Below are 15,041 nucleotides of genomic sequence, written 5' to 3' on the forward strand. Positions count from 1 at the left end.
TTTGTCTGCACCGCCATCGTTAGGATGCACGCATGGAACACGCGTTGGCAAATCGGATCGTCCAGATCCGCTCCGAACTCGACCGGCTGAAGGCGGCGGACCTGGAGACCACCATCATCGATCTCGGTGACCGCGAAGTGGTCGGCTACCGGTGCGGGATACACGGCGCATCCGTGCATCGCTACGAACTCGGCGCCCCCGTGAACCTGAATGAGCTCGCTGAATTCGAACGCCGGGTGGGTGCCCGCCTGCCACTTGAATATCGTGAATGGCTGACCCAGGTGAGCGACGGCGGTGCCGGCCCCATGCACGGCGTGTTTCCACTGGCCGAGGAGGCCGAAGACGCCGCAATCGACTACGCCGCCGATTTTTCGTTCACCGCCGAGAACCCCTGTGCGCCCGTACCCGAGGGGGCAGATGCGCGGTGGTCGCAGAACATCGAACGGATCTACCGCGGCATGACCTTCCTCGCGGACGAAGGGTGTGGCATGTACAACCTCCTGATCCTCCGAGGTCCCGCCTCCGGGCAAGTCTGGTGGCACAGCTATGAGCATGCCTCTGCGACGCCGATCCTCCATCCCGAGACCGGCAGGCCGCTGACGTTTCTGGATTGGTACGAACTATGGCTGGGGCGTGCACTCGACCCGAGCCAAGATCAGGTGGGAAGCTTCGGGGAGTTTGTCTAACTGCCCTGGGGAGCGGGGCTGGCTTGCGATCGTCCTTCGCATCGCAATCCGTTGCCGCTACTCAATCGAGTGCAGTCGGCGACGGAAATCAGCAACTCGTGATGCGCACTACGCCGATCCGATGGCGCCTTGATGGATCGCTTGCGAGGCACCCGACGTGCCCTGATTGAGCGGTTGAATTTCGAGTGGATCGCAGGGGCTGCTGATCTGATTTCCATCGAATCTCACCCGAATGAGCAGGCCGGCCGTGCCGGTGACTGTGCCGAGTCTGCTGCCACACCGCACACGGCTCCCTCTCTCGAGATGGAGCCCATGCAGTCTGCAAAATTCTTTCAGAGTCATCTCGCTGCTCACAGGTTGAATTGTCAGCAGATTGTTGATTGCGGCCGAATGGATTCCCCTTCCAAAATTCACTTACGCATGTAGGAAGGGTGCCCGCAACCGTGACAGGAGCCAGGGGGAGCCCATCCATGGTCACTTGCACGGCAATGAGCGCCGCACCTGACCGGCTGATCTGCCACCGCGACTGACTTCGCACCCAACCAAAGGGCAGTACCGACCCAGCCTTCGGTACCGACAACACGCATGGTCGGAAGGGGCTCTGGAATACCCCTAAGCATCGAACTAGAAGTTGCTGCGCTGCAACATCCTGCGGGCGCATTTTTCCCTCGAAATACGATGAAAGCCTTCGATTCTTGAAGCCGCGATTTGGATCGCAACTTCAGGATGAAATCTTTCGCGTTCAGTGCCAAACGCGAAATATTGATACCCCAAAAAGCGTCACTGAAATCGTTGCAACCACTTGTACATTGGTTTGGAAATGTGAGCCGATTGTTAAACGAGGCCGGGGCATTTCTCTCCGTGCACTCCCCGTGCAGGGAGGGCGCCAGCTGTCCGTTTCGATTGCGCACGCATCGTTGCCGATTTCATTCAAGACCTGGAGTAGTGCATGCAAACCATCGATCCGCTGGACAGCGCAACGCCCCTTACCTCGGGTCAGATGGCGATGTGGCTCGGTGCCAAGTTCGCCTCGCCCGACACCAATTTCAACTTGGCCGAAGCCATAGAGATCGATGGCCCGATCGACGTGGCCATCTTCCTGGCGTCCATGCGGCAGGTGGTCGAAGAGGCCGAGGCCACGCGGCTGCGTTTCGTCGATACGGGGCAGGGGCCGCGCCAGGTCGTGGTGCCGCCGCTCAGCCGCGAAATCCTGTACCTCGACTACAGCGCCGAGAGCGATCCGCGCGCCGTCGCCGAAGCGTGGATGCAGGCCGACTTCAGCCGCAACATCGATCTGGCGAACGGGCAGTTGTGGTTGTCTGCATTGATCCGCCTCGCGGGCGATCGCCACATCTGGTACCACCGCTGCCATCACATCGCGCTCGACGGTTTCGGCGGCGGGCTTATCGCACGCCGCTTCGCGGACATCTACACCGCGCGCGTGCAGCAGACCGACGTGCCTGAAGCCTCGCGCTTCGCACCGATCGCGCAGCTTGCCCACGAAGAAAACGCCTACCGCGAGTCCGGCCGCTTTCCGCGCGATCGTCAGTACTGGATGGAACGCTTCGTCGATGCGCCCGATCCGCTGAGCCTGGCGCAGCGTCGCTCGGTCAACGTCGGTGGCCTGCTGCGCCAGACCGTGCACCTGCCGGCCGCCAGCGTGCAGGCCCTGCAGGGCATTGCACAGGAACTCGGCACCACGCTGCCGCAGATCCTGATCGCCACCACCGCCGCCTACCTGTACCGCGCGACGGGCATCGCCGACATGGTGATCGGCATTCCGGTCACGGCGCGCCACAACGACCAGATGCGGCGCGTGCCGGCCATGGTGGCGAATGCCTTGCCTCTTCGCCTGGCGATGAGCGCGCAGCTGCGCATTCCCGAACTGATCCGCGAGGTCGGACGGCAGATGCGGCAGATCCTGCGGCACCAGTCCTACCGCTACGAGTACCTGCGCAATGACCTGAACATGTTGGTCAACAACCGGCAGCTGTTCACGACCGTGGTCAACGTCGAGCCCTTCGACTACGACCTGCGTTTCGCGGGCCATGCCGCGAAGCTGCGCAACCTGTCCAACGGCACGGCCGAAGACCTGGGCATCTTCCTGTACGAACGCGGCAACGGGCAAGACCTGCAGATCGACTTCGACGCCAACCCTGCGATCTACACCGCGCAGGTGCTGGCCGATCACCAGCGCCGGCTGCTGGCCTTCATGGCCGCCGTGATCGACGAACCGGACCAGGCCGTCGGCCATGTCGATCTGCTGAGTACCGGTGAGCGCCGGCAACTGCTGGTGGACTGGAACGACACCGATCACCCGGTGCCCGACACCAACCTCACTGCATTGATCGAAGCACAGCTTGCAGGCAACCCGGGCGGCGTTGCATTGCGCTTTGACGGACAGGCGATGCGCAACGACGAGCTGAACCGCCGCGCCAATCGATTGGCCCATCTGCTGCGCGCACGCGGCGCGGGTCCGGAGCGCACCGTGGCACTGGCCATTCCGCGCTCGTTCGAGTTGATGGTCGCGTTGCTGGCCGCTCTGAAGACCGGCGCCGCGTACCTGCCGGTCGATCCGGATTTCCCGCAGGACCGCATCGCCTTCATGCTCGGCGACGCAGAGCCCGTGTGCCTGATCACCACTGTTGCCTTGTCGGAGGCACTGCCGGGGCAGGCGTCGCAACTGCTGCTCGACCTTCCGCAAACGATTGCCGAACTGGTGAGTTGCGCAGACACCAATCCCGGCGTTGCGATCGATCCTTCGCATCCGGCCTATGTGATCTACACCTCGGGCTCCACCGGCAAGCCGAAGGGTGCGGTGGTGTCGCACCGCGCCATCGTCAATCGCCTGCGCTGGATGCAGGACCGCTACGGCCTGCAGGCCGACGACCGCGTGCTGCAGAAAACGCCTTCGAGTTTCGACGTATCGGTCTGGGAGTTCTTCTGGCCACTGATCGACGGCGCGACGCTGGTGCTCGCCAAGCCTGGCGGCCACAAGGACGCGGCCTACCTGGCCGACCTCATCGGCAGGGAAGGCATCACCACGCTGCACTTCGTGCCCTCGATGCTCGAAGTCTTTTTGCGCGAACCCACGGCCGGCGCGTGCACGTCGCTGCGTCGCGTGATCTGCAGCGGCGAGGCCCTGTCGCCCGCGCTGCAATCGCAGTTCCAGCAACACCTGTCCTGCGAACTGCACAACCTCTATGGCCCGACCGAAGCGGCGGTCGACGTCACCGCGTGGGAATGCCTGCGCGCACCGGAGATCGAATCGACATCGGAGCGCGTTCCCATCGGTCGCCCGATCTGGAACACGCAGATGCATGTGCTCGACAGCGGCCTGCAGCCGGTGCCGCCGGGCGTGACCGGCGAGCTGTACATCGCCGGCGTCGGCCTGGCGCGCGGCTACCTGAACCGCCCGCTGCTCAGCGCCGAACGCTTCATCGCCAATCCCCACGGCGCGCCCGGCAGCCGCATGTACCGCACCGGCGACCTTGCATGCTGGCGCCACGACGGCAGCCTCGACTTTCTCGGCCGTGCCGACCAGCAGGTGAAGATCCGCGGCCTGCGCATCGAGCCGGGCGAGATCGAATCGGTGCTGCTGAAGCACCCGCAAGTTGCACAGGCGGCAGTGATCGCGCGTGAAGACACAGCGGGCGACAAGCGCCTCGTGGCCTACGTCGTTGCAGCGGATGCAAGCGATCCGCAAGCGACCGAATTGCGCGCGCACCTGGCGCAGGCCTTGCCCGACTACATGGTGCCTTCGGCTTTCGTCAGCCTGCCGGCCCTGCCGCTTGGCCCGAGCGGCAAGCTCGACCGCAAGGCGCTGCCGGCGCCCGAGCAGCAAGCCGCCACGCCCTACGCCGCACCGCGCACGCCCACCGAAAAGATACTGGCCGGCCTCTGGGCCGAGACCCTGCATCTGCAGCGCGTCGGCGTGCACGACAACTTCTTCGAACTCGGCGGCCACTCGCTGATGATCGTGCAGCTCATCTCGATGATCCGGCAGCAGTTCATGATCGACCTGCCGGTGGACACGCTGTTCCAGGTGTCGACCATCGCCGGCCTTGCCGAGCTGCTGGACCAGGCCTCGCAGTCGCGGCCCAGCATCACGCCGATGCCACGCCCCGCGCGCATTCCGCTGTCGTTCGCGCAGCGCCGCCTGTGGCTGATGAACCAGTTCGAGAACGCGAACCCCGCCTACAACATGCCGCTGGCGCTGCGCCTGTCGGGCGTGCTCGACCGCGCGGCGCTGCAGTTGGCGCTCGACGACCTGATGCAGCGCCATGAAAGCTTGCGCACCGTCTACCCGAGCGAAGACGGACTGCCGTACCAGCAGATCCTCGAAGGCGAACGGGCGCGCGCATGGCTGATCGAGGTCGACAGCAGCGAAGACGAGATCGCCGCGCAACTGCATGCCGCGGCCCGCACCAGCTTCGACCTCGGCAACACGGCGCCGCTGCGTCCGCACCTGTTCAAGCTGGCCTCCGACGAGCATGTGCTGCTGCTGCTCACGCACCACATCGTTGGCGATGGCGCTTCGCTGTTGCCGCTGGCGCGCGACCTGAGCGTGGCCTATGCCGCGCGCTGTGAAGGCAAGGCGCCGGGTTGGGCACCGCTGCCGCTGCAGTACGCCGACTACGCGCTGTGGCAACAGGAACTGCTCGGCAGCGAAGACGACCCCGAGAGCATGGCCGGCCGCCAGCGCGAGTTCTGGCGCGAGACCCTGCGCGATCTGCCCGAGCAGATGAGCCTGCCCACCGACCGGCCGTACCCGGCTGCTCCCAGCTACCGCGGCGACGTGGTGCCGGTGCAGATCGGCGCACGCGTTCACGAGCGCATGCTGCAGTTGGCGCGCGATGGCCAGGCCAGCGTCTTCATGGTGCTGCAGGCCGCGCTGGCGGGCTTGCTGAACCGGCTGGGCGGCGGCGACGACATCGTCATCGGCACGCCCGTCGCAGGCCGCAGCGATCATGCGCTCGACGAACTGATCGGCTGCTTCGTCAACGCGCTGGTGCTGCGCACCGATGCCTCGGGGCAGCCGAGCCTGCGCGAACTGATCGTGCGGGTGCGCACCACCAACCTCGCGGCCTATGCGAACCAGGAGTTTCCGTACGATCGCATCGTGGAGCTGCTGCGGCCGGAGCGCTCGCGCGCCAACCTGCCGCTGTTCCGGGTGATGCTCGGGTTCCAGCAGGGCAGCAACCGCTTGTCTTTCAGCCTGCCCGGCCTGTCGATCACGCCGCAGCCGGTGGCCATCGACACCGCGAAGTTCGACCTGTCTTTCATCCTCGACGAGCAGCGTGGCGCCGATGGCTTGCCTAGTGGCATTGCCGGCGGCATCCAGTACAGCACCGACCTGTTCGATCGCGCCACGGTCGAGGCCATCGCGGCACGCCTGGTGCGTCTGCTGGAAGAGGCTTGCGAAGCGCCCGACGAGCCCGTGGGCAGCCTTGCCATCCTCAGTGCCGAAGAGCATCGGCGCCTGCTGGCCGACTGGAGCGGCCCCACGCGCGACCTGCCGCCGCGCACGCTGGCCGCCATGGTCGAGGCGCATGCCGCCGAGTGCCCGCATGCGCCAGCGGTGGTGCTCGACGACACCACGCTCAGCTATGCCCAGCTCGATGTGCGCGCCAACCGGCTCGCGCATCTGCTGCGCCGGCAAGGCATTGGAGCGGGCGCCATCGTCGCGACAGTGCTGCCGCGTTCGCTCGACCTTGTGGTGGCGCACCTGGCCATCGTCAAGGCGGGCGCGGCCTACCTGCCGATCGATCCGAATCACATGGCCGGCCGCAGCGCCTTCGTGCTCGAAGAGGCCGCACCGGCCGCCGTGCTGACCCATGCGGTGCTGCTGCCACAGCTGGCTGGTGTTCCGCATTGCGTGGCGCTCGACAGCGATGAGACGGTCGCCGCACTGGCGATCCAGTCCGACGCGCCTCTGGCGCCAGTGCAACCGGTCGATCCGCAGAGTGCTGCCTACGTCATCTACACCTCGGGTTCCACCGGCGTGCCCAAGGGCGTGGTGGTGCCTCATGCGGGCCTGAGCAGCCTGGGGACTGCGATGGCGGAGCGCCTCGCCATCGGCCACGATTCGCGCGTGCTGCAGTTCTCTTCCTGCGGTTTCGATGCTTCCGTCATGGACGAGCTGATGGCCTTCCATGCCGGCGCCGCGCTGGTGGTGCCGGCGGCGCAGCAACTGCTGGGCCCGGACCTGGCCGACTTGCTCGAAAGGCAGGCCGTCAGCCACGCGTTGATTCCGCCCGCTGCACTGTCGACATTGCCGCCCGGTGAATTTCCTCATCTGCAAACGCTGGTGGTGGGCGGCGATGCCTGTCCCGCCGCGCTGGCCGCACGGTGGTCGCAAGGCCGCCGCATGGTCAATGCCTACGGCCCGACCGAGATCACCATCTGCGCGAGCATGAGCGCGCCTATGACCGGCGAAACGCAACCTTCCATCGGCCAGCCGATCTGGAACACGCGGATGTATGTGCTCGACGACAACCTGCAGCCGGTGCCCCCCGGCGTCGCGGGCGAGCTGTACATCGCGGGCGCCGGCCTGGCGCGCGGCTACCTGAACCGTCCGCTGCTCAGTGCCGAACGCTTCATCGCCGACCCGCACGGCGCGCCCGGCAGCCGCATGTACCGCAGCGGCGACCTCGCACGCTGGCGCAGCGACGGCAGCCTCGACTTCCTCGGCCGTGCCGACCAGCAAGTCAAGATTCGCGGCTTCCGCATCGAGACCGGCGAGATCGAATCCGTGCTGCTGCGGCATCCGCAGGTGACGCAGGCCGCGGTGGTCGTGCGCGAAGACGTACCGGGCGACAAGCGACTGGTGGCCTACGTGGTCGCTGCGGACGACTTGCAGCCGACAGAGTTGCGCGCCCACATGGCGCAGGCATTGCCCGACTACATGGTGCCTTCGGCCTTCGTCCACCTGCCGACGCTGCCGCTGAACCAGAGCGGAAAGCTCGACCGCAAGGCGCTGCCGGTGCCCGAGCAGCAGGCCGCCGCGCCCTATGCCGAACCGCGCACGCCGACCGAGAAGCAGCTCGCCGAACTCTGGGCCGACACCCTGCACCTGGAGCGCGTCGGCATCCACGACAACTTCTTCGAACTTGGTGGCCATTCGCTGATGGCGATCCAGCTCGGCATGCGCATCCGCGAACGCATGCGGCCGGACTTTCCGCACGCCGAGGTCTACAACCGACCGTCGATCGCCGAGCTGGCGGCATGGCTCGACAACGCCGGCGATGCGGCCGAGCCGTTGGACTTGTCGCGCGAACTGCATCTGCCAGAGCACATCCGCAGCCAGGGTGCCTTGCCGACGCTCGCGCCGAAGCGGGTGTTCTTGACCGGCGCCAGCGGCTTCGTCGGCAGCCACCTGCTGGCCGCGCTGCTGCGCGACACATCGGCCTGCGTGGTCTGCCATGTGCGTGCCGCCGATGAGAACGCGGGCACGCTGCGCCTGAAGCGCACGCTGGCGCAGCGCCAGCTCGGTGCGATCTGGGACGACGCGCGCATCAAGGTCGTGACCGGCGACCTCGGCAAGCCGCGACTCGGCCTCGACAACAGCGCGGTGCAACTGGTGCGCGATGGCTGCGACGCCATCTACCACTGCGCCGCGCAGGTCGACTTTCTGCATCGCTATGCGAGCCTGAAGCCTGCCAATGTCGGGAGCGTGGTCACGCTGCTCGAATGGACTTCGCAAGGCCGTCCGAAGAGCATGCATTACGTGTCCACGCTCGCGGTGATCGACCAGAACAACAAGGACGGCACCGTCACCGAGCAATCCGCGCTGGCTTCGTGGCGCGGCCTGGTGGACGGCTACAGCCAGAGCAAGTGGGTCGGCGATGCATTGGCCCGCGAAGCACAGGCGCGCGGCATGCCGGTCGCGATCTACCGGCTGGGCGCGGTGACCGGCGACCACACGCATGCGATCTGCAATGCCGAAGACCTGATTTGGCGCGTGGCGCATCTCTATGCGGACCTGGAGGCGATTCCCGACATGGACCTGCCGCTCAACCTGACGCCGGTGGACGACGTGGCGCGCGCCATCCTCGGGCTGGCGGGGCAGCAGGCTTCGTGGGGCCAGGTGTTCCACCTGATGAGCCAGGCGCCGCTGCGGGTGCGCGACATTCCACCGGTCTTCGAGCGGCTGGGCATGCGGCTCGAACCGGTGGGGCTGGAGCCCTGGCTGCAGCGCGCGCATGCGCGGCTCGCGGTCGGGCAAGACCGCGACCTGGCGGCGGTGCTGGCGATTCTTGACCGCTACGACACCTCGGCCACGCCGCCGCAGGTGAGCGGTGCGGCGACGCACGCGCAGCTCGAAGCCATCGGCGCGCCCATCCGGCCGGTGGACCGCGACCTGCTGCAGCGCTACTTCGTCGATCTGGGCATCGACACCAAGGCGCGTCGCACGCTGGAAACGAGCAAGTCGTAGGAGGACCGATGGCACGCTATCTCATTGCGGCAACCGCGTTGCCGGGGCATGTGCTGCCGATGCTGGCCATCGCGCAGCATCTGGTGGGCCTGGGGCACGAGGTGCGGGTGCACACCGCGAGCCAGTTCAAGGCGCAGGCCGAGGCGACCGGCGCCAGCTTCACGGCATTCGAGTCTTCGATTGACTACGACTACCGGCAGCTCGACCAGCGCTTTCCCGAACGCCAGCGCCTGTCTTCGGCACATGCGCAGTTGTGCTTTGGCCTGAAGCATTTCTTCGCGGATGCGATGGCGCCGCAGTTGAAGGGCCTTCGCGGCATCCTGCAGGACTTCAGGGCCGATGCCATCGTGGTCGACACGATGTTCTGCGGCACCTTTCCGCTGCTGCTGGGCGCGCGCTCGGCCCGTCCGGCGGTGGTTGCCATCGGCATCTCGGCGCTGCCGCTGTCCAGTTGCGACACGGCCTTCTTCGGCACCGCGCTGCCGCCGTCGTCCACACCCGAAGGACGGGCGCGCAACCGTTCGATGAACACCAACCTCAAGCAGGCGATGTTCGGCGAGGTGCAGCGCTACTTCGACGCCTTGCTGGCGTGCATGGCCTTGCCTGCGCTGCCGGATTTCTTCATCGACGCCATGGTCACGCTGCCCGACCTGTACCTGCAGGCCACGGCCGCGTCCTTCGAGTACCCGCGCAGCGATCTGCCGGCGTCAGTGCATTTCGTCGGTCCGCTGCTCGGGCCTGCCAGCCGCGACCTCACGCTGCCCGACTGGTGGCACGAACTGGACGACGGCCGCGCGGTCGTGCTGGTCACGCAGGGCACGCTGGCCAACCAGAACCCGGCGCAATTGATCGGCCCGACCCTGCAGGCCCTGGCGGGCGACAAGGGCATTCAGGTCATCGCCACCACCGGCGGCCCGGTGCCTGCCGCGTTGGGTGCGAACGTGCCGGCCAACGCCCGCGTGCTGCCGTTTCTGCCTTACGACCGGTTGCTGCCCAAGGCGCATGCGATGGTCACCAATGGCGGCTATGGCTCGGTCAACCACGCGCTCAGCCTCGGCGTGCCGCTGGTGGTGGCGGGCGGCACCGAGGAAAAGCCCGAGATCGCCGCGCGCGTGGCCTGGTCGGGGGCAGGAATCAATCTCGGCAGTGGCCAGCCCGGTGCCCGGCAGATCGGCGACGCCGTGCGCAAGGTGCTGGGGCCTTCCACCTACCGGCAGCGCGCCGCCGCGCTGCGCGAGGACTTCGCGCGCCATCACGCGCTGGACGGCATCGCGCGGGCCCTCGCCGCGCTTCAGCAGACCACCCCCGCATCCGCGGAAATGGCTTGAACACCCAACAAGGAAACCGACGATGAGCAATCCGTTTGACGACAAGAGCGCCAGCTTTCAGGTGCTGGTGAATGAAGAAGGACAGCACTCGCTGTGGCCCGCTTTCATCGCCGTTCCCGCCGGCTGGACGGTGGCCCTGGCGGCAACCGATCGGGCAGCCTGCGACGAGTTCATCGAGGCCCACTGGCGCGACATGCGGCCGCGCTCGCTGGTGGCCAAGGATCTCGATGCCGCCAAGGCATGAGGATGTTCGCCCTGCATCGGCGCGGTGCCGCGTGGGCGTATGCATCGCTGTTCCAGTCGCCGGCAGTTGGTGATGCGACCGGCGCCTGCGCGCCCGACAGGGAGCGCGCCGGACCTGCGGAGGGGAGAAGCGGCAATCCCGCAAAGCCGCCGCGAGCCACGCTGCAGCAGCAACGCAGGCCGCGCCGGCGATGAGTGTCTTCTCCGTCTGGCCGTACTTCGTGCTCGTGCTGATCGTGCTCGGCATGCTGATGCTGCCGGTCTTCAGCGCGGCCGACGAGCCGCTGCAGCGCAACCAGCGCACCGCAACGCTCGACGGCCTGCGCGGCTTTCTTGCGCTGAGCGTCTTCGTGCACCACCTGATGGTGACCCACGGCTACATCGAGCGCGGCGAATGGACGTTTCCGCCCTCGGGCTTCCACACCCTGCTCGGACAGGTCGGCGTGGGGGTCTTCTTCATGATCACGGGCTTTCTGTTCTGGGGCAAATTGCTCGATGCCGAGGGGCGGCCGGATTGGCGCAGCCTCTACCTCGGCCGGTTGTGGCGCATCGGCCCGACGTACCTGCTGGCGGTCGGCCTGATGTTTCTCGTCGTCGCCTGGAAAACCGGGTTCGTGCTCAGGGAGCCGGCGTGGTCCGTGCTGGCTGCGGCGCTGCAGTGGCTGGCCCTTGGCATCGTGCCGCAGCAGCCCGACATCAACGGCTACGTAGGCACGACCTTGATCCTCGCGGGCGTGACCTGGACGGTCTTCGTGGAATGGCTGTTCTACGGATCGCTGCGTTTGATGGCGCCGCTCGCGCGTAGCGGGCGAACGCCGCGCTTCGTTGCCGCCGGCTTGCTGTTGCTGTGCCTGCCGGCGCTGACGGTCGCTTCGCTGCCGTCGGCCGGCTCGCCGACGAAGCCCACGCTCGCGCTGGTGATCGGTGCGCTGGCCTGGGTGCTGGCGTCGTTCCTGCTCGGGATGCTGTCGGCATGGCAGCTTCGGAACGATGGCGTGAACCGGGCCAGAGGGCGCCTGCCGGAGTGGGCGGCCTCGCTGCTCGCGCTGCTCTGCCTGGCCGCCGTGTTCATCGGGTTCCCGCACATGGTGGGCCCTGTTCAGGTCTTGCTGCTCTGGCTCTTCTTCCACCTGGTCTGCAGCGGCAGCACGCTGTATGGCCTGTTGGCCACGCGCGTGGCCCGGCGCATGAGCACGGTGAGCTACAGCATCTACCTGCTGCAGGGGCTCGTGCTGACCGTGATCTTCGCGATGCCACCAGTGCGCGATTTCGCGATGGCCGGGGCGATGCAGTACTGGATGGTGGGCACGCTGTGCGCGCTGCTGCTCGTGGCGGCATCGGTCGCGAGCTATCGCTTCGTCGAGAAGCCGGGCATTGCACGTGGCAGGCGTGCGCGGTCTGGCGCCACGGTCCGCGGCATTCATGGCAATGGATTGAAGCAACCTCTGCAAGGAACGCGACCATGAGCAATCCGTCTGGCAACGAGTGCGACGCCTTCCCGTCGAAACGCGAGGTGCCTTTCTCGTTCGGTGCCGTCGTCGTCACCTACTTCCCGACCGACGAACAGGTGGCGAACCTTCACGTGCTTGCCGGTTCGTGCCCGCACCTGTGCGTGGTCGACAACACGCCACAGGCGGGGGACTGGTATCGGGCGCTTGTCGATGCAGGCATCCACGTGCGGCACAACGGCAATCGCGGCGGCATCGCGGGGGCCTTCAATTGCGGCATCGCCGAACTTGAAGCGCAGGGTGCCGAACTCTTCTTCCTGCTCGACCAGGATTCGAAGCTGCCGCCCGGCTACTTCGATGCCATGCGCGAGGCCGCGATGGCAGCCCGGCGCCGGGGAGGCGAGGGCAGTGGTGAGGAAGAGGCGGCCTTCCTGATCGGCCCGCTCGTTCATGACACGAACCTGGACGCGCTGATCCCGCAATTCGGCCTTCAAGGCAAGCGTGTCTACCAGTTCGATCTGCAGCAGCCCTTCACCGAATCGCTGGTTCGCTGCGCCTTCCTGATCTCGTCGGGCTCGTTGATTTCGCGTGCTGCATGGGCCAAGGTCGGTCGGTTCGACGAGCGCTACGTGATCGACCACGTGGACACCGACTACTGCATGCGCGCCCTGCGCCGCGATGTGCCGCTGTATCTCAATCCGCACGTCGTCCTGCGGCACCAGATCGGCCAGATCGAGGCAAGGTCGCTGTTCGGCTGGAAGATCCACTTCATCAACTATCCGGCCTCGCGGCGCTACTACATCGCGCGCAATGCATTGGACCTCTCGCGGGCGCATGTGCGTGCCTTTCCCGCGATCCTGTTCATCAACGTCTACACGTTCAAGCAGATCCTGCCGATGCTGATGTTCGAGCGCGATCGCTTGAGAAAGAGCGTTGCGCTGATGGTCGGCTTCTTCGATGGATTGTTCGGCAGGCTGGGTGGCCTCGGCGAGGCGCATCCCCGGGTGGGCAAGTACCTGAGCGGCAGCGATCGGGCAACGGGGCGCGGGGCAACTTCCGCGAATTCATGACGACCAGCTCGCCCCTTCAGGTGCCGCGCGCGCGCCGCGCCGCGCTTGCTTTCATCTTCGTCACGGTGCTGATCGACTTCCTGGCGTTCGGCTTGATCCTTCCCGGCCTGCCGCATCTGGTGGAGCGCCTGGCCGGCGGCAGCACCGCGACGGCGGCGTACTGGATCGCGGTGTTCGGCACGGCGTTCGCGGCGATCCAGTTCGTCAGCTCGCCGATCCAGGGCGCGCTGTCCGATCGCTTCGGCCGGCGGCCGGTGATCCTGCTGTCGTGCCTGGGGCTGGGCGTGGATTTCGTTTTCATGGCCCTGGCGAACAGCCTGCCGTGGCTGTTCGTCGGCCGCGTGGTGTCCGGCGTGTTCTCGGCCAGCTTCACCATCGCCAATGCCTACATCGCCGATGTGACGCCGCCCGAGGAGCGCGCCCGGAGCTACGGCATCGTGGGCGCCGCCTTCGGCATGGGGCTGGTGTTCGGGCCGGTGCTCGGCGGGCAACTGAGCCACATCGATCCGCGCCTGCCGTTCTGGTTCGCGGCCGGCCTGACGATGCTCAGCTTCTGCTACGGATGGTTCGTGTTGCCCGAGTCGCTGCCGCCCGAGCGGCGCAGCCGCAAGTTCGACTGGTCGCATGCCAACCCGATCGGATCGCTGGTGCTGTTCAAGCGCTATCCGCAGGTGTTCGGGCTGGCGGCGGTGGTTTTCCTCATCAACCTCGCCCAGTACGTTTATCCCAGCGTGTTCGTGCTGTTCGCCGACTACCGGTATCACTGGAAGGAAGACGCTGTCGGCTGGGTGCTCGGCGCGGTGGGGGTGCTCAGCGTGGGGGTCAATGCGCTGTTGATCGGGCCGGGCGTGAAGCGCTTCGGCGAGCGCCGTGCCCTGTTGTTCGGGATGGGCTTCGGCGTGCTCGGCTTCGTCATCTACGGTTTCGCCGATGCGGGCTGGGTGCTGCTGGCCGCGCTGCCGTTCGGCACCTTGCTGGCGTTCGCCGGGCCGGCGGCGCAGGCGCTGATCACCCGACAGGTCGGCGCCGCGGAGCAGGGGCGGGTTCAGGGGGCGTTGACGAGCCTGGTGTCGGTGGCGGGCGTCGTCGGGCCGGCGATGTTTGCCGGCAGCTTCGGCTATTTCATCGGGGCGGATGCGCCAGTGCACTTGCCGGGCGCTCCCTTTTTCATGGCTGCGGCGTTCCTGGGCATTGGCGGGCTGATCGCGTGGGCGGACGGTCGTCGGTCGATGCGGCCGCGCGGGCAGGTCGTTGCAGCGGCTGACAAATAGATGAATCGCGGCGGGGCGCTGGCTTTCGCCGCGCGCTTGACCGCCTTCGGCACAGGTTCGCCGACATGGCTCGTCGGCACGCCTACGGTCGCCGAATGGTTTGCAGGCTCGGTTTCCAGTAAACCTTTGTTAATACCTGTGTACTATTTCCTGGAAAGTAAGCGGTATCCGCCGTAATCTTGCATACATCATGCAAGCACCTTCACACGCCTTTGAACTGCCTGAGGGCTGGACTGCCGATTTCGAGATCGTCCGAACGCTCCACGGCTCCTATGCCGGGGTTGCCAAGCTGAGCCTGAGCGGCGTGCAGAAATGTGCGCTCGTGATCACGCAGCAGCTCACGTGGGACGGTGCCTTCGAGCGTGCGCGCGTCCGCGCTTTTCACTTCGTCCGGGAATGGGTCTCCGGACCCCGGAACTGACCCCGACACGCCGGTTCTTTCGTCCACCTCCGACGCAAGGCATCCGGCATCGCTTCTGCTGAAGGCGGCACGCGCCCGGCGTGCCTGTCGCGATGAGGCATGGCCTTGCCCCGGGCGAGCTTCACAGACACCATTGC

8 protein-coding genes are annotated in these 15,041 nt (G+C 66.5%); all 8 read left to right on the plus strand.

Annotated elements, in window-relative coordinates; all coding sequences use genetic code 11:
• Window positions 1-32 precede the first annotated feature (32 nt).
• The gene (locus ACGLHS_RS01195; RefSeq protein WP_394476113.1) at window positions 33-686 is read left to right on the plus strand and encodes an SMI1/KNR4 family protein; all 654 of its coding nucleotides are present in this window, start codon (window positions 33-35) and stop codon (window positions 684-686) included.
• A gap of 949 nt (window positions 687-1,635) precedes the next feature.
• Window positions 1,636-9,123 (plus strand): amino acid adenylation domain-containing protein, encoded by a 7,488-nt coding sequence (locus ACGLHS_RS01200; RefSeq protein ID WP_394476115.1) that lies wholly within the window; start codon window positions 1,636-1,638, stop codon window positions 9,121-9,123.
• A gap of 8 nt (window positions 9,124-9,131) precedes the next feature.
• The gene (locus ACGLHS_RS01205; RefSeq protein WP_394476117.1) at window positions 9,132-10,451 is read left to right on the plus strand and encodes a glycosyltransferase; all 1,320 of its coding nucleotides are present in this window, start codon (window positions 9,132-9,134) and stop codon (window positions 10,449-10,451) included.
• 22 nt (window positions 10,452-10,473) lie between these two features.
• Window positions 10,474-10,695, plus strand: coding sequence for an MbtH family protein (locus tag ACGLHS_RS01210; protein WP_394476119.1), 222 nt, complete (start codon window positions 10,474-10,476; stop codon window positions 10,693-10,695).
• A 190-nt stretch (window positions 10,696-10,885) separates the two neighbouring features.
• Window positions 10,886-12,160 (plus strand): acyltransferase family protein, encoded by a 1,275-nt coding sequence (locus tag ACGLHS_RS01215; protein WP_394476121.1) that lies wholly within the window; start codon window positions 10,886-10,888, stop codon window positions 12,158-12,160.
• Complete coding sequence (locus ACGLHS_RS01220) at window positions 12,157-13,212, plus strand: rhamnosyltransferase (RefSeq protein WP_394476123.1); 1,056 nt, start codon at window positions 12,157-12,159, stop codon at window positions 13,210-13,212. The genes ACGLHS_RS01215 and ACGLHS_RS01220 overlap by 4 nt, the downstream gene beginning before the upstream one ends.
• The gene (locus ACGLHS_RS01225) at window positions 13,209-14,483 is read left to right on the plus strand and encodes a TCR/Tet family MFS transporter (RefSeq protein ID WP_394476125.1); all 1,275 of its coding nucleotides are present in this window, start codon (window positions 13,209-13,211) and stop codon (window positions 14,481-14,483) included. Before ACGLHS_RS01220 ends, ACGLHS_RS01225 begins: the two co-directional genes overlap by 4 nt.
• Before the next feature lie 190 nt (window positions 14,484-14,673).
• Complete coding sequence (locus ACGLHS_RS01230) at window positions 14,674-14,904, plus strand: hypothetical protein (RefSeq protein WP_093236824.1); 231 nt, start codon at window positions 14,674-14,676, stop codon at window positions 14,902-14,904.
• Window positions 14,905-15,041 lie beyond the last annotated feature (137 nt).

It is taken from the genome of Variovorax sp. VaC1 (assembly GCF_043658315.1).
Taxonomy (GTDB): domain Bacteria; phylum Pseudomonadota; class Gammaproteobacteria; order Burkholderiales; family Burkholderiaceae_C; genus Variovorax.